The following is a 22,899-nucleotide window of genomic DNA, read 5'->3' as shown; positions in this document are numbered from 1 at the left end:
TCCGGATCGGACGCGTTCCTCGCGATGCAGCCGGTGATCTTGCGCGCCTCCCCATAATGGGCGGATCGTCGCTGCTGTTGTACCTATGGCCCAATGTTGACGCATCCGAACCGGATCAAAGGTTCGGCTGGGGCGGCAACGGCGCGAGAAAACGCATCGGTTTCGGCGGCGACCCGTGCAGGTGGCGAATTTGCGGGGCCGCTCCTATCTCCCCTCTAGCTTCCCCCAAAGAACAAAGCTAGAACCACGCCCCATGAGTCTCACCCACATCATTCAGCATAGGTGTTCGGTATGCTGACACACATAAGCGTCCGCGGCGCGCGCGAGCACAATCTCAAGGGCGTGGACATCGACATCCCGCGCGACACGCTCACCGTCATCACCGGCCTGTCGGGCTCGGGCAAATCCTCGCTCGCCTTCGACACCATCTATGCCGAGGGCCAGCGCCGCTATGTCGAGTCGCTCAGCGCCTATGCGCGCCAGTTCCTCGAGATGATGCAGAAGCCCAATGTCGAGCATATCGAGGGCCTCAGCCCCGCTATTTCGATCGAGCAGAAGACCACCAGCCGCAACCCGCGCTCGACCGTCGCCACGGTCACCGAGATCTACGATTACATGCGCCTGCTCTGGGCGCGCGTCGGCGTGCCCTACAGCCCCGCGACCGGCCTCCCGATCGCGGCGCAGACCGTCAGCCAGATGGTCGACCGCGTCCTCGCCCTGCCCGAGGGCACGCGCCTCCTGCTCCTCGCCCCGGTCGTGCGCGGCCGCAAGGGCGAGTACCGCAAGGAGCTGCTCGAGTGGCAGAAGGCCGGCTTCCAGCGCGTCCGCATCGACGGCGAGACCTATCTGATCGAGGAAGCCCCCGCGCTCGACAAGAAGTACAAGCACGACATCGAGGTCGTGGTCGACCGCCTCGTCGTGCGCGACGACATCGCCACCCGCCTGGCCGAGAGCTTCGAGACCGCGCTCAAGCTCGCCGACGGCCTCGCCTATATCGACCTGGTCGACACCACGGTCGACGAACTCGCCGGCAACCGCGTGCAGGAAGCCCCGCAGACGTTCGCTGCCGAATCCGTCGCCCCAGCGAAAGCTGGGGCCTCCAGCGAAGGCGCGAATCCGCCCGAGACCCCAGCTTTCGCTGGGGTGACGGATGGGAAGATGAAAGGCGCCGGCGTCCCCGCCAACCGCATCGTCTTCAGCGAAAAGTTCGCCTGCCCGGTCAGCGGCTTCACTATCCCCGAGATCGAGCCGCGCCTCTTCTCCTTCAACGCCCCGCAGGGCGCGTGCCCGGCATGCGACGGCCTCGGCGAGCGGCTGGTGTTCGACGAGGACCTCGTCGTCCCCAACCACGACCTCTCGATCAAGAAGGGCGCGGTCGTCCCCTGGGCCAAGTCCAACCCGCCCTCGCCCTATTACATGCAGGTCCTCGGCAGCCTCGCGCGCGAGTTCGGCTTTAGCCTCGAAACCCCGTGGCGCGACCTCCCCGGCGAGGTCCAGCTGATCATCCTCCACGGCACCGGCGGCAAGCCCGTCACGCTCACCTTCGTCGACGGCAAGAAGTCCTACGACGTCCGCAAGCCGTTCGAGGGCGTGATCGGCAACCTCAACCGCCGCATGCTCCAGACCGAGAGCGCCTGGATGCGCGAGGAGCTGTCGAAGTACCAGGCCGCCCATGCCTGCGAGACCTGCCACGGCGCGCGCCTCAAGCCCGAGGCGCTGGCGGTCAAGATCGCCGGCCGCGACATCTCCAGCGTCACCCGCCTCTCGGTCACCGACGCGCTGCCCTTCTTCGCCAACTTGCCCGCCGACCTCACCCCCCAGCAGCAGGAAATCGCGCGAGCCATCCTCAAGGAGATCGACGAGCGCCTCGGCTTCCTCAACAATGTCGGGCTCGACTATCTCAACCTCGACCGCACCAGCGGTACCCTCTCGGGCGGCGAGTCCCAGCGCATCCGCCTCGCCTCGCAGATCGGCAGCGGCCTCTCCGGCGTGCTCTACGTCCTCGACGAGCCCTCGATCGGCCTGCACCAGCGCGACAACGACATGCTGCTCGCCACGCTCCGCCGCCTGCGCGATCTCGGCAACACCGTGCTCGTCGTCGAGCATGACGAGGATGCGATCCGCACCGCCGACTACCTGATCGACATGGGCCCCGGCGCCGGCGTCCATGGCGGCGAGGTCGTCGCCCGCGGCTCGCTCCGGGAGGTCCTCGCCACCGAAGGCAGCGTCACCGCCGATTACCTCAACGGCACCCGCCGCATCGAGGTGCCGGCCAAGCGCCGCAAGGGCACCGGCAAGAAGCTCACCGTCCACAACGCCACCGCCAACAACCTGACCGGCGTCACCGCGTCGATCCCGCTCGGCACCTTCACCTGCATCACCGGCGTGTCGGGCTCGGGCAAGTCGAGCTTCACCATCGACACGCTCTACGCCGCCGCCGCGCGCCAGCTCAACGGCGCGCGCGTCCTCGCCGGCAAGCACGACAAGATCACCGGGCTCGAGCATCTCGACAAGGTGATCGACATCGATCAGTCGCCGATCGGCCGCACCCCGCGCTCCAACCCGGCGACCTATACCGGCGCCTTCACCGCGATCCGCGACTGGTTCGCCGGCCTGCCCGAGGCGCAGGCGCGCGGCTACAAGCCCGGCCGCTTCAGCTTCAACGTCAAGGGCGGCCGGTGCGAGGCGTGCCAGGGCGACGGCGTGCTCAAGATCGAGATGCACTTCCTCCCCGACGTCTACGTCACCTGCGACGTCTGCCACGGCGCGCGCTACAATCGCGAGACGCTCGAGGTGAAGTTCAAGGGGATGAGCATCGCCGACGTGCTCGACATGACGGTCGAGGACGCGGTCGAGTTCTTCAAGGCCGTCCCCCCGATCCGCGACAAGATGGCGATGCTGGCGGAAGTCGGCCTCGGCTATATCAAGGTCGGCCAGCAGGCGACGACCCTGTCGGGCGGCGAGGCGCAGCGCGTCAAGCTCGCCAAGGAACTCGCCCGTCGCGCCACGGGCCAGACCCTCTACATCCTCGACGAACCCACCACCGGCCTGCACTTCGAGGACGTGCGCAAGCTGCTCGAAGTCCTCCACGCGCTGGTCGAGCAGGGCAATACAGTGGTGGTGATCGAGCACAACCTCGACGTCATCAAGACGGCGGACTGGATCCTCGATCTGGGGCCGGAAGGCGGCGTCAAGGGCGGCGAGGTGGTCGCCGAGGGCACGCCCGAGCAGGTGGCGAAGGCGCCGCGGAGCTATACGGGGACGTATCTGGCGCCGTTGCTGGAGCGGGGTCGGGTGGGGGAGCGTGTGGCGGCGGAGTAATTGGAGAAATTTGACGTCATCTCAAAAAATGCGAGATTTAAGGCGCTTTTAGCTGCCTTTGCTGCACACGGTTTTGGACTTTTAAATGGACGGAAGTCCGGAGGCACTTCAAACAGAAGGCGGATGACGACCAGGCAAGTTGCAGCCTGCCTGGTCGTCGGCGCCCGTAGCTCAATTGGATAGAGCGGGAGTGTCGCAATTTCACGGTTGCAGGTTCGAGTCCTGCCGGGCGCGCCATCCAACTACAAGCTGGGAAATCCTAGCAGGCTTGCAGTTTTATGCAAGCGTGAAGGCCATTTGCCCGCTGGTAAGTCGTGTGCGGACCTTCGATGGCGTTTTAAGCTCAACCTTCCTTTCAAGGACATCGCTAGCGCTCAAAATCTGCAAGCGAGGATACTTTGTTCCGAACGCTTCATACAGGCCTGCGGCTTCTGCCTCGGCTCGCATAGCCGGAGTGGGTTCATGTAGACATAGCAGCGCCGCCATAGGTGCGCCCTCTCGTTCCATGGTACCGCGAAGCTCTCGCACATCGGCTGGCTTGATCGCGCCACCTTTAACTGAGATGATTAGTTCCTCCAGTGCGCCGCCTCGATCAAAGTACAACCTGCCGTCAACGCCTTTGTCAGCTGAGCGCTTTTGAGTCGGAAAACCACCAACGCGCTCGACAAACCAATGTTGAAACTGGAATTTATCTCGGTTGGAGAGCTCTTGTGCTTGAGCCAGGCTGACCGGGATTCCTCGAACTTCGAAATCTGATCCCTCGGCGAGTTTATATTCGCCTTCAAGGACTTCGCGAACGATTTTAACTGCGAGGATTGCAATATCGCATCCCACCCATTTGCGGCGAAGCTCATGCGCTGCATAAATTGCAGTGCCGCAACCGCAGAACGGGTCGAACACCACATCACCTTCATTGGTGGATGCTAGAATTATTCTTTTAAGCAGTTCAATTGGCTTTTGAGTTGGATACCCCATTCGTTCATTCGAATGAGAAGACAAGGGGCCAATATCGGTAATGATATCTTGAATCGGATTTCCTTCTGCAACGGATGCGTATCGCTTGAAGCGAGGCACTGACCCGCGTTTTGGCCAATATATGAGCCCTTGATCATCGAGGACATCGAGGCGCTCCTGTACTGACATCTCGGCAAAACGATTGGGACGAACAAACCAACTCGGCAATGCGCGGTCAGGGGGGAGTTCCCAATGGCGCCCCTTATCAGTTGGGTTGACGCCTTTCCATGGATCCCCAGAGCTGCCCGTGCGTGTTCCCGGACCGTCTAATGTGATCGGCTGATACTGGCCGCGCGCATCTTTTTGCGAATAGGCAGTTTCTAAGTAATCGTTCTGATATGGCTGATAAACCCTATTCCACTTATAGTTCTTTCCAGCAGAATAGAATAGAATTACGTCATGAATTGGCCCCCATCGTTTTGCACGACCATGGGCCCCGGTTCGTTTCCAGATAATTTCATTCCGGAAATTATCATGGCCAAAAATTCCGTCCATCATGATCTTGATATAGTGGCTAGCCGTGGGGTCGCAGTGAAGGTAAATCGACCCTGTTGGTTTCAGAATCGACTTCATATAAAGAAGGCGCTGAACCATGTATATCAAGTAAGCTAGAAGCTTTGGCTGAGTATTTTGTAGAGCCCCCATCCAAAGATCCCAGAATTTCGCATAAAAAGGATCGACGCCATGTTGGCGCATTAATTCCGGCATATGGCGTGCGATCTCACGCTTCTCAGCGTCAAGATGCCATGTGTCAAAGAAAGCCTCTGCTTGCTCTGGAACTGGTTGCCCCGTCATTGTTCTATATAGTAGATTGTAGCTCTGATTAGAGTTAAAAGGGGGATCGAGATAAATAAGGTCAACTGCATGCATGCCGATTTCTCGCTGCATGATTGTCAAGTTGTCGCCGTAGAAAAGCGTATTTTTCTTTTTCACGCTCGTAGACCTTCTCGAACCAGTGTAATAAATTTCTGTTGGGTAGGTGTTTGTAAGGCTAGGTCGAGGCGGTTGACCATTGACTTTACCGTATCTCTTCGGATCGACAGCCGCTCAGCTAATTCTGAGATGGACGGCTTAGGGTCACCATCTAGAGCAAGAATAAGTAAGAACCAATCTCTTAGGCTTTTATGAGTGCGGTGGAATACCGTCCCCGCCGTAACTGAAAAGGACAATGAACAATCTCGGCACTGCCACCGCCTCAATAAACGGTCGGCGGTCTCGTGTTGTTGAACGTTGCTACTTTCGCATTTTGAGCACACCGGATGACCATTCCACCTTATCTGCTCGAGATACACAATTGCATCCTCTGCCGAAGCGCTGGTGAGAAAAATTGTGCAGTTGCCAACGCTCATTTCAGTCTTTCGTGAATGATGGTCAAGTCCAAAAGCGAGTCGGGTTTGCGTAGCAGTCCAGCTTCGAAAATTTGCAATTGTGTGTGTTCGTAACGTTAGATTTGCTCCCAGGACAGTGTGGAACCTCTCCTCCCATCACCCGTTCCCGCCCCACACCCCACCGAACGGGACTCCAACATGAATTACAAAGGCTTGAGCTTCGGCCTTGGCGTCTTCTCGATCGCGCTCGGCGCGGTGGAGCTGCTGGCGACGCGGCGCATCGCGCAGGCGCTCGGCCAGGACGATGCCGCCACCCGCAACACGCTGCGCGCCTTCGGCATGCGTGAGGCGGTGGCGGGCGCCGGGCTGCTCGCCGCGCCCGCGCACTCCACCAATGTCTGGAACCGCGTCGTCGGCGACGCGATCGACCTCGCCGCGCTCGGCCTCGCCGCCCGCCGCGCGCCCAAATCCGCCTTCCTGTGGGGCGCGGTTGGCTTCGTCGCCGCCGCCGCCGCGGTCGACTGGCTCACCGCCCGCGGCCTCGACCGCGAAACCGGCAAGGCCTCGCCCCGCCGCGCCGGCGAACCCGGCGCCGCCACCCGCACCGAGCCCAAGCCCGGCTACACCTCGATCGAGCCCCAGACCCTCACCCCCGCCACCGCCCCGGCGGTCGGCTGAGAAGGGATTGATTCACGCAAAGGCGCGAAGGCGCAAAGAAGAAGAAATGTTCACGCGGAGGCGCGGAGACGCGGAGAGACCCGGCTCCCACTCGTCTCGCGCCAGCGAGACCTTCCGCCCGCCGCTCGCCGCAAGCATGAAGGCCGCTGCGCGGCGCCCCGCCCCAACGAAGCGCAACACCTCCGCGCTCTCCGCGCCCCCGCGTGAACCAAAACCCTTCTTCTTCTTCTTCGCGCCTTCGCGCCTTCGCGCCTTCGCGCCTTCGCGCCTTCGCGCCTTCGCGCCTTTGCGCCTTTGCGTGAATCCAATCTTCCCCCTTCCAAACTGGAACAAAAATAGAACTTTCCTACAGCCCCCATTCCGGCATACCTAACCGGTCCTCCAAACCACACGAGAGGACCACAGCCATGAACGCGATCACCCAGACCGAACCCGAAGCCGAATATCAGTTCAACCACGCCGCCTTCCACGAACTCGAACCCGGCGTCCCCGACGCACAGCGCTACGACGGCTGGACCGCGGAGAAGCAGAAGCGCTTCCTCACCGCGCTGTCGCTCGGCCACCCCATCACCCGCGCCTGCGCCATCGTCGATATGTCGCGCCAGTCCGCCTATGCGCTGCGCAACGCCGCGCGCGGCGCCGCCTTCCGCCTCGCCTGGGACGCCGCCTTGCTCCGCTCGCGCGACGCGCTCGCCGACGAGTTGATGGAGCGCGCCTTCAACGGCGTGCGCGATACCGTCACCGATGACGACGGCCGCACCGTCACCCGCCACCGCCACGACAACACGCTGGCCTTCCGCATGCTCGCCCGGCTCGACAAGCGCGCCGACGCCGCCTGCACCGATGCCAACGCCGCCGCGGTGCGCCTCGCCGCCGCCGATTTCGAGCAGCTGCTCGATCTCGTCGCGCGCGATGCCGCACCCGCACGCGCCGGGCTGTTCCTCGCCGCACGGCTCGGCGCGTGTGGCACCGAAGCCACCGGGGACGATCTCGCCCCGATCCGCACGCTCGCCCGCGCCGATCGCTGGCTGCGCACCCATAGCGATCTCGCCGATCCGCTCGACACCGCAGACCTCGATCCCGCCAACCGCGCGCACTGGACCGCCGAGCAATGGGTCCGCGCCGAGGATGCCGGGCTGGTCCAGCTCGCCCCGGCGCAGCCCGAGCCTGACACGGCCGCCGAAACCGGCGATTCCTGTCAGCTTCGTCAACCGGACGAGGACCCGGTCTGGTGGTGTCAGGAAACGCAGGGCTGGCGCACCAGCTTCCCGCCGCCCGATGACTTTGACGGTTTGGAGGATGGCGAGCCCGGCGACGCGGATTACGAGCGCGAGCTGACCCTTGAGGAGGAGGAAGCGATCGAGGCTCAGCAAGCGCGCGAGCGCGCGCCCTCCATCGCCGCCGGCCATGTCGAGCGCGAGGCCTGGTTCGCCAAATGCCGCGGGGAGGATGAGCATATGGGTGAGATGGAGGATGCCGATTCACCGCCGTCGTCACCTCCGTCCTCTTGCCAGCCGGATGAAAAGGCGACAGCCTCTCCCCGGGCCGCGCCGCGATCCGTGCGCGCGCAGGGGAGGGACCGTGATGATGAAGATGGCGATGCGTCATGCGGCGGCGATGGCTGCGGCGTTGGCGATGGTCGGAACCGCCGGGCTGGCGCTGGCCCAGAGCACGCCGGCGGGAAAGGGGCGGCCGGCTGATCCCAACCGGAAGATCTGCAAGAGCGAGAAGGCGACCGGCTCGCGCGTGGTGAAGCGGAAGATCTGCCTGACCAGCGCGGAATGGGACCGGGCGCGCGAGCAAGCCGGCACGGAGCTGCGTCAGCAAAAGCCGATGTACCGGTGCGAGACGGCACCGACCGGGGGAGTCACCTGCTGAATCTGCGATTTTGACGGCATCGGGGCATGGCGGTTTGCGGATCGGATCGCTAGGTTGGCGGCTGCATGTCTGACTCCCTCGATCTTGGCGAACCGCCCCAGCCGCGCGACGCCGCCTATCGCGTCCTCGCGCGCAAATACCGGCCGCAGACCTTCGCCCAGCTGATCGGGCAGGATGCGATGGTGCAGACGCTGGGGAACGCGATCAAACGCGACCGGCTGGCGCATGCCTTCCTGCTCACCGGCGTGCGCGGGGTGGGCAAGACCTCCACCGCGCGGCTGATCGCCAAGGCGCTGAACTGCATCGGCCCGGACGGGCAGGGCGGCCCGACGATCGATCCGTGCGGGGTGTGCGAGCCGTGCCGCGCGATCGGCGAGGGCCGGCATGTCGACGTGATCGAGATCGACGCCGCCTCGCACAACGGCATCGACGACGTCCGCCAGATGACCGACGCGGTGCGTTATGCGGCGGTGTCGGCGCGGTACAAGATGTACATCATCGACGAAGTCCACATGATGTCCAAGCCCGCGTTCAACGCCTTGCTCAAGACACTGGAGGAGCCGCCCGCGCATGTGAAGTTCCTGCTGGCGACGACCGAGGTGGACAAGGTCCCGGTGACCGTGCTCTCGCGCTGCCAGCGCTTCGACTTGCGCCGCATCCCGGCCGGGAAGCTCGCGGCGCACTTCGCCGAGGTGGTCGCGGCCGAAGGCGCCGAGGCGGAGCCCGAGGCGCTGGCGATGATCGCGCGCGCCGCCGAAGGCTCGGCCCGCGACGGCCTGTCGATCCTCGACCAGGCGATCGCCCATGCGGGGATCGAGGGCGGGGCGGTGAGCGCCGAGGCGGTGCGCGCGATGCTCGGCCTGTCGGACCGCAACGCGATCCGCGCGCTGTTCGGGCTGGTGATCCAGGGCGATGCGCCGGGGGCATTGGCCGCGCTGCGCGACCAGTATGATCTCGGCGTCGATCCGCAGGCGGTGCTCAAGGCGCTGCTCGAGACCGTGCACCGCGTGACGCTCTCGAAACTCGGCAACGAGGCGATGCCGGGTCAGGCGGCGGAGGAGACGGCGGCGCTGGCGGAATGGGCCGGCAAGCTCGGCTTCCCGGCGCTCCATCGCCTGTGGCAGCTGCTGCTCAAGGGGCATGACGAGGTGATCCGCGCCGCGCTGCCGATCGAAGCGTGCGAGATGGCGCTGCTCCGCGTGATCCATGCCTCGACCCTGCCCGATCCCGGCGATCTGGCGCGCAAGCTGGCCGATGGCATGCCCCTCGCTGCCGCCCCCGCCGCAACGCCCTCGGCTCCGGCCGAGCCCCCCGCGCCGCGCGACCTTGCCGAGGTGCTGGAGCGGCTGGAGGCGGCGCACGAGCACCACGTCGCGGCGCGCGCGCGCAACCTCATCCGCGTCATCGCGTTCAACGCACCGGTAATTGAGGTGAGCAGCCAGGGGCTGCCCGCCGATCTGGTGAGCGATTTCGAGCAGACCATCCGCCGCGTGCTCGGCAAGCGCTGGTCGCTCCGCGTGATCGACGCCCCCGGCGGCCAGACGCTCGCCGAGGTCAAGGCGGCCGACGCCGCGGCCGAGCGTGATGCGGTGCTGCGCTCGCCCGTCGTCACCGCCGCACTGGAAGCATTTCCCGAAGCCGAGCTGATCGGCTGGACCCCGATCCGGAGGACCGCATGAAGAGTATCGAAGACATCATGGCCATGGCGCAGAACGTCCAGGACGAGCTGACCAAGGCACAGGCCAATCTCGACGGGATCGAGGTCGAAGGCGTGTCCGGCGGCGGCCTGATCAAGGTCAAGGCCAGCGCCAAGGGCCGCATCATCGGCGTCGACATCGACGAATCGCTGCTGGCGCCGAGCGAGAAGCAGATGCTGGAGGACCTGATCGCCGCAGCGCTAAACGACGCGCGAGCCAAGGCCGATGCCGCGGCGCAGAGCGAAATGTCGAAGCTTTCCAGCGGCATCCCGCTGCCGCCGGGGTTCAAGCTGCCTTTCTGAACATTTCACAACGGGAACAATCGCTTCGGCCAAGCCGTTAGTGTCGCCAGACGAACCCCCGAAGGGAGATGCGAAATGGCTGACGAACGGATTGTGGAGCGTGACGACGGCGTGACCGCCGAACGCGTGACCGAGCGCGATACCGGCGGCACCACCACGGTGATCGAGCGCCGCGGCGGAGGCGGCGGTCTGATCCTGGGCATCATCGCGCTGATCATCGTCGTGGTCGGCGCCTTCTTCTTCCTCAGCGAGTCGCGCAGCGACCGCGCCAAGGACGACGCCATCACCGAGGCCGCCAAGAGCGTCGGCGAGGGCGCGGAAAAGGTCGGCGACGCGGCCGAGAAGGCTGGCGACCGGATCGGGAATTCGGTCCAGTAACCGCCATTTGAGCCTGACGATGCGAAAGAGCGTCAGGCAGGTATTTCAGATCTTCGACGTGTAGGAAATACTTTCTGCCGCGGCTCAGCGCAGACATGCGTCGAGGCCTTCGTTCTGCACCACGCCGATCCGTGCGGCGATCGAATTTCCGTATCGGCGGGTAAAGCCCTTGGGGGCGACGCCCGCCCTTTTCTTGGGCAGCGGCAGCACCGCGGCGATGCGCGCGGCCTCGGCGCGGGTCATCTTTGCGGCGCCGTGGCCGAAATAGCGCTGCGATCCGGCCTCGACGCCATAGGTGCCGATCCCGGTCTCCGCGACGTTGAGATAGACTTCCATGATCCGCTTCTTGGGCCAGATCAGCTCGATCAAGATGGTGAACCAAGCCTCCAGCCCCTTGCGGAAGAAGCCGCCGCCCTGCCACAGGAAGACGTTCTTCGCGGTCTGCTGGCTGATCGTCGATCCGCCGCGCAGCACCTTGCCGCCCTTGGCGTTGCGGTACATCGCCGCGGCGATCGCGTCGTAATCGAAGCCGTTGTGCGAGCAGAAGGACGAATCCTCGGCGGCGATCGCGGCGCGGGCCATGTCGGGATCGATCCGGCTCAGCGGCGTCCAGCTCTTGGTGATGCCGTGGCCCGAGGCCAGGTCGCCCGCCATGGTCAGCGTGAAGGGCGGGGGGACGAAGCGGAAGAGCAGCACCAGCAGCAGCGAGCCCACGATGAACGCCAACAGAGCCTTGCCGGCCCATAGGACGAGCCGGCGGCCCCATCGCCGCTGCTTCGCAACTGCCCCCGCCAATGCCGCCCCCGGCCGCGCCGTCAGGCGACGGCGAGCAGGCGCCGGTCGCCGGCGAGGCGCATCATCGCCTTTTGCAGCTTCTCGAACGCGCGCACCTCGATCTGGCGGACGCGCTCGCGGCTGACGCCATAGACCTGGCTCAATTCCTCAAGCGTCTTGGGATTGTCGGTCAGGCGGCGTTCGGTGAGGATATGCTGCTCGCGCTCGTTGAGCTCGTCCATCGCCTCGACCAGCATGCTGTGGCGGACGTCGGCCTCCTGCGCCTCGGCGACGACCTCGTCCTGCAGCGCGCTGTCGTCGGCGAGCCAATCCTGCCACTGGCCCTCACCATCCTCGCGCATCGGCACGTTGAGCGACGTGTCGCCGCCCATTGCCATGCGGCGGTTCATCGACGTGACCTCTTCCTCGGTCACGCCCAGATCCTTGGCGATCTTGGCGAGATGCTCAGGGCTCAGGTCGCCGTCCTCGAAGGCGTCGAGCTTGGCCTTCATCCGGCGCAGGTTGAAGAACAGCTTCTTCTGCGCGGCGGTGGTGCCCATCTTCACGAGCGACCAGCTGCGCAGGATGAATTCCTGGATCGAGGCGCGGATCCACCACATCGCATAGGTGGCGAGGCGGAAGCCGCGGTCGGGCTCGAACTTCTTCACGCCCTGCATCAGGCCGATATTGCCCTCGGAGATCAGCTCGGACACCGGCAGGCCATAGCCGCGGTAGCCCATCGCGATCTTCGCGACGAGGCGCAAATGGCTGGTCACGAGCTGCGCCGCAGCTTCGGGATCGCCATGCTCCTGGAAACGCTTGGCGAGCATATATTCCTGCTCGGGCGCCAGGATCGGAAACTTCTTGATCTCGGCCAGATAGCGGTTGAGGCTCTGCTCACCGCCCAGTGCGGGGATCGTCGCCGGGACGTTGCTTCCGCTTGCCATGATCTACTTACTCCCTTTGTGCGCGTCCCCCCTGAAGCGGCGAGGACAGTGTGCGACCCTCCGAAGACGGGTCAGTGAAGCTATACGACGAGCCGGTTGAACAGTTCCTGCATGTCGGACGGCATTTGGCTTTCAAAGGCCAAAGCGCGGCTATCGATGGGATGGATAAACCCCAAATGCGCCGCATGTAAGGCCTGACGATGGAAACCCAGGGTTTCCAGCATCTCTCGATGTTCTTTCTTCGTTCTGCCATAGACCGGATCCCCGATCAAGGGGTGGCCGATCGATGCCATGTGCACGCGTACCTGATGCGTGCGCCCTGTTTCCAGCCGGCATTCGACCAGCGCCGCCGCGTTCAGTTGACGGACTTGACACAAATGCCAGTGTGTCACGGCCCGCTTGCCGCCGGCAACGATCGCCATCTTCTTGCGGTTCTGCGGAGAGCGCGCAAGCGGCGCGTCGATCGTGCCGCTGCCGGTCGTGGGCCGGCCCGAGACGATCGCCTTGTAGCGGCGGTCGATCGAGTGCGCCTTGAACTGGCGGGCGAGGCCGACATGCGCGCGGTCGGTCTTGGCGGCGACCATCAGGCCGGAGGTATCCTTGTCGATGCGGTGGACGATCCCCGGTCGCGCCACCCCGCCGATGCCCGACAGGCCGCCCCGGCAGTGGTGGAGCAGCGCGTTGACCAAGGTTCCGTCGATATTGCCCGCAGCGGGATGGACGACGAGGCCGGCCTGCTTGTCGATGACGATCAGATGCTCGTCCTCGAACACCACGTTGAGCTCGATCTCCTGCGGCTCGTTATGCGGCGCCTCGGGCTCGGGCACATCGATGCGGAACAGCGCGCCGCCAGGTGCCTTCTTCTTAGGGTCGCGCACCTGCCCGTCGGGGCCGGTGACGTTGCCGGTTGAGATCAGCGCCTTGATCCGCTCGCGCGACAACGTGGGCAGGGCGTCCGCCAAAGCCCGGTCGAGACGCCAGCCGTTCGCCGCATCCGCTATCCGCGCTTCAAGTGTGGAAACCCCCGGACCCATTGTCCTAGGAAGGTGGGGATGAGGGTTCATATTTCAAGGTGTGTTGTCGAACTAATTCAGCGAGCCGCGGACGAGGCTGCGCCGCACGAGGCGTGCGGGCTGTTGTTCGGCGGGGACCGCACCGTCGATGCGGCGCGCATCGCGGCGAATGTCGCCGAAAACCCGCTGATCCATTTCGAGATCGATCCCGCCGCGCTGTTCGCGGCGATCCGTGCCGAGCGGGCGGGCGGGCCGGTGCTGGCGGGTTACTGGCATTCGCATCCGTCGGGGGATGCGACCCCCTCCGCGACCGATGCGGCGATGGCCGCGCCCGACGGGAAGCTGTGGCTGATCGTCGCGGGCGGGGTGGTGACGGGGTGGCGCGCCGTGGCGAACGGCTGCCATCATGGGCGTTTCGCGCCGATCGTGCTGGAGACCGGCTGATCCGGCGTCAGACCCGATCGGACTCGTCGCTTCGTCGAACACCCGGGTGGAGTGGTAGGGTTCGGCCATGTCAGGCGGCCTGGCGAATGTCGTCGGCGTGCACCGGATAGGGCGCGATCCGCGCCGGATCGACCGGCAGACCGGCAAGCTCGCTGGCGAAGCCGTGGTTGACGTCGCGGTGATGCGCCTCGTCGGCGCGGACCACCAGCACCACGTCGCGCAACGTCGCATCGTCGGGAAGCTGCCAGTAATGCTTTGCGATCGCCGGGGCCGGGACATTGGGCGAGCGGCCCTCGTCGATCTCGGCGAGATAATGGGTGTAGCTGATCACCGCCTCTTCCTCGAAATAGCCGACGACGCGGTGCGCGGTCTTGGCGCTGATCAGGTAGAGCGCGAAGAAGGCGAGATAGAATACCCATTGCACGCCCAGGATGACCGCACGCTCGAACCAGGTCGGCCGGGCGACATGGATGAAGGTCATCAGGTGCATCCGTTCATTCTCCGCCTCCTCCATCAGGGTGCGGATCCACCCCTGATCGTCGCACATGCGGCGCAGGCATTTGAGATGGGTGATCGTCGCGCCGACCATGCCGGGCACGGCCGCCACGGTCTCGAGCACGATCGCGCGATGGCCGTAACGCTCGGCGAAGAAGGTGTCGGCGCAGAAACGCAGCAGCTTGGTGAAGCCGAGCGCGATGCGGTCGGAGAAATCGGCGGGCTGATGATGGACCGTCAGGTCGACCAGCGGCGCGGGGTTGTGCTGCATGGAATGCTCCTTCCTGAATGGATGCTCAGGCCGCGTTTCCGCGGCCGGGCAGTTTGAAGAACAGTGCGAGCTGAAGGCTCTCTGCGATCCGCGCGGCCTTGAGCTGGAGCGCCGCGGCGGCGTCCGGGGTCATCAGCTCGCCGGTGGTCTCCGCCCATAGCGCTAGCCAGCGGTCGAACAGGGCAGGGGTGATGTGATCGCCGTGCTTCTTGTGCGCGGGGACCGGCTGGCCCTTGTAACGGCCGCTGGTGAGCATCACCGACGACCAGAAATCGGTCAGCCGGTCGAGATGCTCGGGCCAGTCGTGGATCGCATCGTCGAACACCGGGCCAAGCGATGCATCGGCGCGCACCCGCGCGTAGAATGCCTCAACCAGTTCGCGCAGGCTGTCTTCATCGATCCCGCGCCGTTCGCTTGCCGTGTCTCCGCTCATGCCGCGCATCTAGGAACGCGCCTGATCGGGACCAACTGGACAAATCGTCCCAGGCTTGCGCGGGGAGCAGCCGATCTCGATCTGGGAACATTCGATGGCCGGTCTGGTTATCCCTTTGCAAGAAGGGGATTTGCCATGCTCTGGACCATCGCCATCGTCATCCTGCTGCTCTGGCTGCTGGGCTTCTCGCTCGACGTCGCGGGCGGGCTGATCCACCTGCTGCTGGTGATCGCGCTGATCGTGATCGTCGTGCAGTTCCTGCGCGGACGCAGCGGCGTATGAAGCCGCGGGGGCGGCGGGTCAGTGCCCGCCGCCTTTCGCCAGCGCGGTGATCGCGGCCAGCGCGGCATCGAACCGTCCTTCGGCTTCGGCGTTGCGCAGGAACTTGACCCGTTCGACCAGGATTTCCTTGGGCGTCGGGGACTGGCCCAGCAGCGCCAGCACCTCGTCCGCGAATTCGCCGAGCGGCTGATAGCCTTCGCGCGTGCGCTGCCCAGGCGTCAGATCGGTCTGCACGGCCGGTGGTGCGAGCTCGATCACCTCGACCTGCCCGGCCAGCGCATCGCGGAGCGAGATGGTGTAGCTGTGGATCGCCGCCTTGGTCGCGCTGTAGGTCGCGGCGGCGACCAGCGGCACGAAGGCGAGGCCCGAGGTGACGTTGAAGATCGCCGCGTCTGCCTGCGCCTTCAGGTGATCGATCAGCGCATTAGTCATGCGGATCGGGCCGAGCAGGTTGGTGGTGATCGTCGCCTCGGCATCGTTGAGGTCGCGGCGAGCGCCAAGATCCTCGTAGCGCATGATGCCGGCATTGTTGACGAGCACGTTGAGTGCGGGGTGCGCCGCGATCACTTCGCGGGCGAACGCTTCGATCGCGTCGGGGCTGTCGATGTCCAGCGTCATCGCATGCATGTTCGTCCGGCCAGCGATCGCGGCTTCGAGCGTTTCGCGGCGACGGCCGGCGATGATGACAGTGTTGCCGGCATCGTGGAGCCGCTGCGCCAGCGCTTCGCCAATGCCCGATCCGCCGCCGGTGATGAGGATGGTGTTGCCGCTCTGCTTCATGATTGGTCTCCTCGCAGGAAGGTGGTGACGGCGATTTAGCGCAATGCTATCCTTCAGGAAGAAGGCACCCAAAAGATTTATACTTACCAAAAGGAGAGTATTGGGCGATGGCGGTTGGCGCGGGCGAGTGGCATGCCGAGGATCCGCGCGTCGATGCGCTCGTCAATGACCTGATCGGCGCGATCGCCGACAAATGGACGATGCTGATCCTGGAGACGCTGGAGGATCGCGGCGAACTGCGCTTCACGCAGATTTCCAGGGCGATCCCGGACATCAGCCAGAAGATGCTGACCCAGACGCTGCGGCGGATGGAGCGCGACGGGATGGTGACGCGCACCGTGCATGCGGTGGTGCCGCCGCGCGTGGACTATCGGCTGACTCCGCTGGGCCACAGCCTCGGCGCGGCATTCTGCGGGGTATGGCTGTGGGCCGAGGCCAATCTGGATGCGGTCTCGACCGCACGCGCGAAGTTCGACGGGCGGGACCAGGCATAAATCCTCCCCCTGGCGGAGGAAGATTTCTTAGTCGCCCGGCGGGCCGAGATAGTCCGCGCCGTACACCGCCTTGCGGATATCGGTGTGGAGCGTGCCGTCGAACGGGATGGTCTGCGTGAAGAACACCGCCGCCATGCGGTTCGCGGGATCGACCCAGAACAGGGTCGAGGCCATGCCGTCCCAGAAGAATTCGCCGACCGCGCCGCGATTGCGCTCCGGCTTGTCCGGGCGCGCGGTCCGAACCGCGAAGTCGAAGCCGAACCCGCCGTCGATCTTGCCCGGCAGCCATTCGCGCTCCTTGATCGCCGGGTCGAGCTGGTCGGTCGCCATCAGCCGGATCGTCGCGGGTTTCAGGATGCGCGCGCCGTCGAGCGCGCCGCCGTTCAGCAGCATCCGGGCGAAGCGCATATAGTCGTCGATCGGCGCGACGATGCCGGCGCCGCCCATGGTGAGCCTTGCGCCAGGGAAGTTGACGCGGCGCGTCATCTCGTCGGCCTGGCGGGCGGACTTGCCATTCTGCTTCACATAGGTGGCGGCAAGGCGGGGCAGGCGGCCCATCGGCTGATGCCACCCCGCCTCGCGCATCTTCAGCGGCTCGAAGATATGGGTGCGGACATAGTCGGCGAATTTGATCCCCGAGAGCCGCTCGACCAGCAGCGCCTGGACGTCGACCGCGGCGCTGTAATGCCATTCGGCGCCCGGATCGGAAAGCAGCGGGACTCGCGCCATCCTGCGCCCGAACTTGGCGAGGTCGTTGTCCAGGTTGAGCGGGTCGGCGCCGAAGAATTCCGCGTGCGCCGCCGTGGGCCCGCCGCCATAGGCGAAGCCTGCGGTGTGGCGCAGGATGTCGCGGATCGTGATCGGGCGGCTCGCGGCGCGCCACAGCGGCTTGCCGTCCTTATCCGTGCCGTCCTGGACGAGCGGGTTGGCGAAGTCGGGCAGATAGCGCGCCAGGGGATCGTCGAGCCGGAACTTGCCCTGCTCCCACAGCTGCATCAGCGCGACGCCGGTGACCGGCTTGGTCATCGACCAGATCTGCACCAGCGTGTCGCGGCGGAACGGCTTGCCGCCCTCGCGATCGGCGAAGCCGCGCTCGCCATAATAGGCCTCGTGCCCGTCCTTCCAGATCAGCGCTGATACACCCACGGCGCGGCCGTCGGCGACCATTGCGGAAAGCATGCGGTCGATCCGCGCCTTGTCGATGTGCAGTGCCTCCACGGTCGGCGGGCGCTCCTGCGCCAGGGCGGGCAACGGCACCGCCGTGGCCAGCACCAGTCCGGTCAACGCTGTCACCATCGATCGCTGCATGAATCCCCTCCGCTTGTTTCGGACGAGGCTATCGGGCTTCGCGTCGGGATGAAAGATCGTTCGCTTGCGGCATTGCCGCCGCTGCGCCAAAGAGTTGCGCGAATTGCCGGAGCAACCTGTGACCATCTCGCCCACCGATTTCGCCAGCCTGCTTTGCTCGCGCCTGTGCCACGACCTGCTCAGCCCGGTGGGCGCGCTCAACAACGGGCTGGAGCTGCTGGCGGACGAGAACGACCCCGAGATGCGCGCGCGCTGCCTCGAGCTGCTGGCGGAGAGCGCACGGGCGAGCGCCAACAAGCTCAAATTCTTCCGCCTGGCGTTCGGCGCCGCGGGCGGGTTCGGCGATACGGTCGACACGCGCGAGGCGCAGGCTGCGATCGAGGGGCTGTTCGGCGACAATCACCGCGTGTCGATCGGCTGGATGGTCGAGGATCCGCAGCTGCCCAAGCAGGTGATCAAGGTGCTGCTCAACCTCGCGCTGATCGGCGGCGACGCGCTGGTGCGCGGCGGCCAGCTCGATATCGGGGCTGAGGCGCGCGACGGTACGGTCGAGATCGTGGTGCGCGCCGACGGGCCGCGCATCGTGCTCGACCAGGAGCTGCGTGGCGCGCTGACCGGCGACACGGGCGATGCGACCGTCACCCCGCGCGCTGCAGCAGCCTATCTAGTACATCAGCTGGTCGCGCAGGGCGGCGGCGAGCTCCAGGTCTCGCCGCCCGATGCCGAGGTGCTGCTGTTCGGGGCGGCGTTCAAGCTCGGCTGACGCGCCCGAACTTGCTGTGGAGACTGTGGCGATGGATGAGATCGGCGTCGGACTGATCGGCTATGGCCTGGGCGGCCGGGCCTTCCACGCGCCCTATGTGCGGATCACCCCGGGCATGACGTTGCGCGCGGTCGTCTCGCGTGATCCGCCCAAGGTGCACGCCGATCTTCCCGGCATGCGCGTGGTGCCCGACGTCGCGACGCTGCTCGCCGAGCCGGGGATCGACCTGGTGATCGTCTCCAGCCCCGACGAGCTCCATGCCGAGCATGCGCTGGCGGCGATCCGCGCGGGCAAGCATGTGCTGATCGATAAGCCGTTCGCCACCACGCTCGCCGATGCGCGCGCCGTCGCCGCGGAGGGCGAGGCGAGGGGCGTCACCGTCACCGCCTTCCAGAACCGCCGTTGGGACGCCGATTTCCGTACCTTGCAGGCCCTGATCGCCGAGGGAACGCTGGGCGAGATCGTCGAACTCGAAAGCAGGTTCGACCGCTGGCGCCCGGTGGCGGCGGATGTGTGGAAGGAAGCGCGTCCCGGTGGCGTCTGGCTCGACCTCGGCCCGCACCTTGTCGATCAGGCGCTTCAGCTGTTCGGCCGTCCGATCGGCGTCAGCGCGGACATCGCGGCGCTGCGGAAGGGCGCGCCCGCACCCGATTATTTCCAGGCGGTGCTGCGCTATCCCGGCCACCGCGTCGCCCTTCACGCCAGCAAGCTCGCCGCCGCCAATACGCTTCGCTTCAAGGTCCATGGCACGGGCGGCAGCTGGGTCAAGCACGGCATCGACCCGCAGGAGGCGGCCACGGTCGCCGGAAAGACGCCGGGCGAGGGAAATTGGGGCGCCGATCCGGTCGATGGCATGCTCACCCGCGCCGACGGATCGATCACGCCCGTGCCCAATGCCGCGGGCGACTATCGCCTGTTCTGGGAGGCGCTGGCTGCCGCGGTGCGCCGGGAGGGGGCGAACCCCGTGCCCGCGTCCGATGCCATTGCGGTGATGGAAGTTCTCGACGCGGGGCTGCGCAGCGCGGAAACGCACGCCGAGGTCAGAATCCCGGCATCTGGCTAACCCAGTCTTAACCCCCGCGCAGCCATGACCGGCGCGTATCTGTGGGGGCATCGTGGACGACCTGCTGCAAGAATTCATCGCGGAGACGCGGGAGACGCTGGAAGCGCTGTCGGGCGAGATCGTCGCCTGGGAGGCGAATCCGGCCGATCGCGCGCGGCTCGACGCGATCTTCCGCTTCGTCCACACAGTCAAGGGAAGCTGCGGCTTCCTCGACCTGCCGCGCCTCGCCCGCCTCAGCCATGCGGCGGAGGACGTGCTGGCAACGGTGCGCGCGGGCGAGCGGGTGCCTGATCGCGCGCTGGTCAACGCCGTGCTCGCGGTGGTCGACCGGATCGGCGAGCTGGTCGAGGCGATCGACGCCGGCAGCGGCCTCGACGACAGCGGCGAGGATCTGCTGATCGCGGCGCTCGAGGAAGGCTCGGAGGAGGTCATCCAGGCCGCCGCGCCGGCAGCGCAGCGCGCGGCGGCGCGCAGCGTGCGGCTCAATGTCGACCTGCTCGACCGGATGATGAGCGGCATGTCCGACATGGTGCTCGCCCGCAACGAGCTGTCGCGGCGGCTGCGCAATGCGGAGGTCGATCCCCAGATCGAGGCCGCGCTGGAGCGCATGTCCGCCACCGTCGCCGACCTGCGCGACACCGTCACCCGCACGCGCATGCAGAAGATCGACGCGTTGTTCTCGGCGCTGCCGCGCATGGTACGCGACACAGCGGCGAGCCTGGGCAAGTCCGTCAATCTCCAGATCGAGGGCGCCGAGGTCGAGCTCGACCGCGAGATGATCGAGGTGCTGCGCGATCCGCTGGTCCACATCATCCGAAACGCGATCGATCATGGCATCGAATCGCCCGAAGGCCGCCGCGCCGCGGGCAAGCGCGAGCATGGCCGCCTCAGCGTCGCCGCTCGCCAGTCGGGCAATCAGATCGTGGTCGAGATCGCCGATGACGGCCGCGGCATCGATACCGAGCGGCTGATCCGCAAGCTCGCCGATACCGGCCGTGACGAGCGTGCGCTGCGGTCGCTCAGCGAGCGCGCCAAGCAGGAACTGGTGTTCGAGCCGGGTCTGTCGAGCAAGGACGAGGTCTCCGAAGTCTCCGGCCGCGGCGTCGGCATGGACGTGGTCCGCGCCGCGATCGAGCAGATCGGCGGCCGCGTCGATCTCGACAGCCAGCCGGGCAAGGGGCTGCGCATCCTGATCCGCGTGCCACTGACCCTTTCGATCATCCCGACGATCGTGGTCGCCGCCGCGGGCCAGCGCTTTGCCGTGCCACGCCAGGCGATCGAGGAGATCGTCAGCGAATCGAGCGAAGCGATCCGCGTCGATCGCATCGGCAGCGCCGAAGTGGTGACGGTGCGCGATCGTCGGCTGCCGCTGGTCGAGCTGGCGAGCGTGCTCGGCATCGGCGGAAATGTCTGCGCGATGCGCACGATGCTGGCGATCGTCAGCGTGGGCGAGGGGAGCTATGCGCTGCGCGTCGACGACGTGCTCGACAATGAGGAGCTGGTGATCAAGCCGGCGGCACCCGCGATCATGGCGACGGGCGTCTATGCCGGCCAGACGCTGCCCGACAGCGGCCGCCCGATGCTGCTGCTCGATTGCGGCGGGATCGCGCGGGATGCCGGGCTGCAATTCATCCACGACGTGCTCGCCGACGAAGCCGATGAAGCGGCCGGGGCCGAGGTGGAGGGCGTTCAGGCGCTGGTCTTCATCGATCTCGACGGCGCCCGCCGCGCGGTCCCGCTCGCTGTGGTCGACCGCATCGAGCAGGTCGCTGGCGACGCGATCCGCCACGCCGCAGGCCGGATGCGGCTCACTATCGACGGCCGCATCATCCCGCTCGCCGCGCGATGTGAGCTTGCCGGCGCTTCAACCTGGTCGATCCTGCGCCTCAAGGATGGTGTGAGCGAGATCGGCTATGCCATTGCCGAGGCAGCAGATATCGTCTCGCTGCCGGCAGAGATCGTGGCTGCCGGCGCCCCCGGCCCGATCGCCGGTGCGGTGCTTCTCGATGATGAGCCGGTCGAGCTGCTCGATCCGCACTGGCTGTTCGCCGAGCATGGCGAGGAAGGCACGGATTCGGCGACCGCGCCGCTCTGCCTGCTCACCGGCGGGGACGACGGGTGGATGCGCACCTTCGTCCAGCCGATGCTCGAGACCGCCGGCTATCGCGTCACACTCGATGCCGGCGAAACCGCCGATGTCGTGCTCGCGCTCGACAGCCCGGCCGATGCGCATGCGGCGTCGGCACCGGTGGTGCGCCTGCGCAGCAAGCGCGGCTGCGACGGCGACGGCAGCATCTGGCGCTATGACCGCGACGCGCTGCTCGGCGCGCTCGCCAGCGTCGCAAGGGGGAAATGATGGAGCGGCTTTTCCTGATCGCGCATGTCGCGGGCCAGGCGGTGGCGATCGGCGCCGACCAGGTCGAATCGGTGGTGGATATCGGCACGATCGTCGCCGTGCCGCGCGCGGGCGGGCATGTCCGCGGGCTCGCCGCGCTGCGCAGCCGCGTCGTCACGGTGATCGATACCGTCGCGGCGCTGGGGATGACGGGCGGGCAGGATGCCGGCCGCGCGGTGATCACCCGGGTCGACGGCCATCACTATGCGCTGCTGGTCGATGCGCTCGACGATATCGCGCCGTTCGACCTTCAGCCGCTTGCCTCGGGCGTGCCGCTTTCCGAAGCCTGGCAGCGTGCCGGCATCGGGCTGGTCGAGCGGGACGGCGAGCCGATCCTGGCGATCGACCTGACCGCGCTGGTGCCGGCGACGCCCGCGCAGGCGGCGTGAACGGCGTTAACGCGGTGATTACATCTTTCGGGCACAACTACCGGTGAACGCGCCAAAATCCGGGAACGGCACAACATGAAGACCTGCCTCGTCGTCGATGATTCCAAGGTGATCCGAAAGGTGGCGCGCCACATCCTCGAGACCATGAACTTCGAGGTGCGCGAGGCAGGCGACGGGCGCGAGGCGCTCGATGCGTGCCTGGCCTCGGTGCCCGACGTCGTCCTGCTCGACTGGAACATGCCGGTGATGAGCGGGATGGATTTCCTGCGCGCGCTCAAGGAAAGCGGCATCGCCGAGAAGCCCAAGGTGGTGTTCTGCACCACCGAGAACGGCATGGCCTATATCCGCGCCGCGATCGAGGCGGGCGCTGACGAATATGTGATGAAGCCGTTCGACCGCGAGACGCTCGAGAGCAAGCTCCAGATCGTCGGCGTCGCCTGAGGGCCGCTGAT

At 65.9% G+C, this 22,899-nt stretch carries 24 protein-coding genes and 1 tRNA gene; 16 read left to right on the top strand and 9 right to left on the bottom strand.

The annotated features are described in order from the left end of the window. Window positions 1-291: 291 nt before the first annotated feature. The gene (gene uvrA / locus VGD28_RS11340) at window positions 292-3,321 is read left to right on the top strand and encodes an excinuclease ABC subunit UvrA (protein WP_331028452.1); all 3,030 of its coding nucleotides are present in this window, start codon (window positions 292-294) and stop codon (window positions 3,319-3,321) included. Window positions 3,322-3,481: 160 nt separating this feature from the next. Continuing rightward, window positions 3,482-3,558 (top strand) — tRNA-Ala (locus VGD28_RS11335). A 39-nt stretch (window positions 3,559-3,597) separates the two neighbouring features. On the opposite strand, the gene VGD28_RS11330 is transcribed toward VGD28_RS11335, so the two are convergent. Both VGD28_RS11330 and VGD28_RS18685 read right to left on the bottom strand, forming a co-directional pair. Then, window positions 3,598-5,268, bottom strand: coding sequence for a DNA methyltransferase (locus VGD28_RS11330; protein WP_331028451.1), 1,671 nt, complete (start codon window positions 5,266-5,268; stop codon window positions 3,598-3,600). Continuing rightward, window positions 5,265-5,684 carry a transposase gene (locus tag VGD28_RS18685; RefSeq protein ID WP_414714493.1) on the bottom strand — a complete coding sequence of 140 codons (420 nt, stop codon included), beginning with the start codon at window positions 5,682-5,684 and terminating at the stop codon, window positions 5,265-5,267. Before VGD28_RS18685 ends, VGD28_RS11330 begins: the two co-directional genes overlap by 4 nt. A gap of 177 nt (window positions 5,685-5,861) precedes the next feature. Here VGD28_RS18685 and VGD28_RS11325 point away from each other — a divergent pair, with 177 nt between their 5' ends. From VGD28_RS11325 to VGD28_RS11300, 6 genes are all read left to right on the top strand, one after another. Next, window positions 5,862-6,341 carry a hypothetical protein gene (locus VGD28_RS11325; protein ID WP_331028450.1) on the top strand — a complete coding sequence of 160 codons (480 nt, stop codon included), beginning with the start codon at window positions 5,862-5,864 and terminating at the stop codon, window positions 6,339-6,341. Between the two features lie 407 nt (window positions 6,342-6,748). Further along, window positions 6,749-8,041 carry a hypothetical protein gene (locus VGD28_RS11320; protein WP_331028449.1) on the top strand — a complete coding sequence of 431 codons (1,293 nt, stop codon included), beginning with the start codon at window positions 6,749-6,751 and terminating at the stop codon, window positions 8,039-8,041. After that, window positions 7,971-8,219, top strand: a complete 249-nt coding sequence (locus tag VGD28_RS11315; RefSeq protein ID WP_331028448.1) for a hypothetical protein — start codon at window positions 7,971-7,973, stop codon at window positions 8,217-8,219. Before VGD28_RS11320 ends, VGD28_RS11315 begins: the two co-directional genes overlap by 71 nt. 65 nt (window positions 8,220-8,284) lie before the next feature. Further along, the gene (locus tag VGD28_RS11310) at window positions 8,285-9,898 is read left to right on the top strand and encodes a DNA polymerase III subunit gamma/tau (RefSeq protein WP_331028447.1); all 1,614 of its coding nucleotides are present in this window, start codon (window positions 8,285-8,287) and stop codon (window positions 9,896-9,898) included. Next, entirely contained in the window at window positions 9,895-10,218 is a 324-nt protein-coding gene (locus VGD28_RS11305) for a YbaB/EbfC family nucleoid-associated protein (RefSeq protein ID WP_066575923.1), read from the top strand. Before VGD28_RS11310 ends, VGD28_RS11305 begins: the two co-directional genes overlap by 4 nt. A 75-nt stretch (window positions 10,219-10,293) precedes the next feature. After that, window positions 10,294-10,596 (top strand): hypothetical protein, encoded by a 303-nt coding sequence (locus VGD28_RS11300; RefSeq protein ID WP_331028446.1) that lies wholly within the window; start codon window positions 10,294-10,296, stop codon window positions 10,594-10,596. Window positions 10,597-10,680: 84 nt separating this feature from the next. Here VGD28_RS11300 and mtgA read toward each other — a convergent pair whose 3' ends face one another. From mtgA to VGD28_RS11285, 3 genes are all read right to left on the bottom strand, one after another. Then, the gene (gene mtgA / locus VGD28_RS11295) at window positions 10,681-11,322 is read right to left on the bottom strand and encodes a monofunctional biosynthetic peptidoglycan transglycosylase (RefSeq protein WP_414714492.1); all 642 of its coding nucleotides are present in this window, start codon (window positions 11,320-11,322) and stop codon (window positions 10,681-10,683) included. 89 nt (window positions 11,323-11,411) lie between these two features. Next, on the bottom strand, window positions 11,412-12,317 hold the full coding sequence (gene rpoH / locus VGD28_RS11290; protein WP_331028444.1) for an RNA polymerase sigma factor RpoH: 906 nt from the start codon (window positions 12,315-12,317) through the stop codon (window positions 11,412-11,414). An 80-nt stretch (window positions 12,318-12,397) separates the two neighbouring features. After that, on the bottom strand, window positions 12,398-13,351 hold the full coding sequence (locus VGD28_RS11285; RefSeq protein ID WP_331028443.1) for an RluA family pseudouridine synthase: 954 nt from the start codon (window positions 13,349-13,351) through the stop codon (window positions 12,398-12,400). 18 nt (window positions 13,352-13,369) lie between these two features. On the opposite strand from VGD28_RS11285, the gene VGD28_RS11280 reads away from it, so the two are divergent. After that, window positions 13,370-13,774, top strand: a complete 405-nt coding sequence (locus VGD28_RS11280; protein WP_331028442.1) for a M67 family metallopeptidase — start codon at window positions 13,370-13,372, stop codon at window positions 13,772-13,774. A gap of 70 nt (window positions 13,775-13,844) precedes the next feature. Here the strand turns inward: VGD28_RS11280 and VGD28_RS11275 are convergent, their stop codons facing one another. Next, window positions 13,845-14,540: an alternative oxidase gene (locus VGD28_RS11275; RefSeq protein ID WP_331028441.1), complete on the bottom strand. Its 696-nt coding sequence runs from the start codon at window positions 14,538-14,540 to the stop codon at window positions 13,845-13,847. 25 nt (window positions 14,541-14,565) lie between these two features. Beyond that, on the bottom strand, window positions 14,566-14,973 hold the full coding sequence (locus VGD28_RS11270; RefSeq protein ID WP_331028440.1) for a group III truncated hemoglobin: 408 nt from the start codon (window positions 14,971-14,973) through the stop codon (window positions 14,566-14,568). Window positions 14,974-15,108: 135 nt separating this feature from the next. Here VGD28_RS11270 and VGD28_RS11265 point away from each other — a divergent pair, with 135 nt between their 5' ends. After that, window positions 15,109-15,255, top strand: a complete 147-nt coding sequence (locus VGD28_RS11265) for a lmo0937 family membrane protein (protein WP_331028439.1) — start codon at window positions 15,109-15,111, stop codon at window positions 15,253-15,255. An 18-nt stretch (window positions 15,256-15,273) separates the two neighbouring features. Here VGD28_RS11265 and VGD28_RS11260 read toward each other — a convergent pair whose 3' ends face one another. Continuing rightward, complete coding sequence (locus VGD28_RS11260) at window positions 15,274-16,035, bottom strand: SDR family oxidoreductase (protein WP_331028438.1); 762 nt, start codon at window positions 16,033-16,035, stop codon at window positions 15,274-15,276. A gap of 107 nt (window positions 16,036-16,142) precedes the next feature. Here VGD28_RS11260 and VGD28_RS11255 point away from each other — a divergent pair, with 107 nt between their 5' ends. Continuing rightward, window positions 16,143-16,529, top strand: a complete 387-nt coding sequence (locus VGD28_RS11255) for a helix-turn-helix domain-containing protein (protein ID WP_331028437.1) — start codon at window positions 16,143-16,145, stop codon at window positions 16,527-16,529. A gap of 27 nt (window positions 16,530-16,556) precedes the next feature. Here VGD28_RS11255 and VGD28_RS11250 read toward each other — a convergent pair whose 3' ends face one another. Then, window positions 16,557-17,837, bottom strand: a complete 1,281-nt coding sequence (locus VGD28_RS11250) for a serine hydrolase domain-containing protein (RefSeq protein ID WP_331028436.1) — start codon at window positions 17,835-17,837, stop codon at window positions 16,557-16,559. Window positions 17,838-17,955: 118 nt separating this feature from the next. Here VGD28_RS11250 and VGD28_RS11245 point away from each other — a divergent pair, with 118 nt between their 5' ends. From VGD28_RS11245 to VGD28_RS11225, 5 genes are all read left to right on the top strand, one after another. After that, entirely contained in the window at window positions 17,956-18,600 is a 645-nt protein-coding gene (locus VGD28_RS11245) for a histidine phosphotransferase family protein (protein WP_331028435.1), read from the top strand. A gap of 31 nt (window positions 18,601-18,631) precedes the next feature. Beyond that, window positions 18,632-19,663, top strand: a complete 1,032-nt coding sequence (locus VGD28_RS11240; protein WP_331028434.1) for an oxidoreductase — start codon at window positions 18,632-18,634, stop codon at window positions 19,661-19,663. A 52-nt stretch (window positions 19,664-19,715) separates the two neighbouring features. After that, complete coding sequence (locus VGD28_RS11235) at window positions 19,716-22,019, top strand: chemotaxis protein CheA (RefSeq protein ID WP_331028433.1); 2,304 nt, start codon at window positions 19,716-19,718, stop codon at window positions 22,017-22,019. Next, window positions 22,019-22,447 carry a chemotaxis protein CheW gene (locus tag VGD28_RS11230; protein ID WP_331028432.1) on the top strand — a complete coding sequence of 143 codons (429 nt, stop codon included), beginning with the start codon at window positions 22,019-22,021 and terminating at the stop codon, window positions 22,445-22,447. The genes VGD28_RS11235 and VGD28_RS11230 overlap by 1 nt, the downstream gene beginning before the upstream one ends. Window positions 22,448-22,522: 75 nt before the next feature. Then, the gene (locus VGD28_RS11225) at window positions 22,523-22,888 is read left to right on the top strand and encodes a response regulator (RefSeq protein WP_331028431.1); all 366 of its coding nucleotides are present in this window, start codon (window positions 22,523-22,525) and stop codon (window positions 22,886-22,888) included. The last annotated feature ends 11 nt before the right edge of the window (window positions 22,889-22,899 follow it).

The sequence above is a fragment of the Sphingomonas sp. genome (assembly GCF_036402235.1).
Taxonomy (GTDB): Bacteria; Pseudomonadota; Alphaproteobacteria; order Sphingomonadales; family Sphingomonadaceae; genus Sphingomonas.
This window is presented reverse-complemented; position numbering and strand designations above follow the sequence as displayed.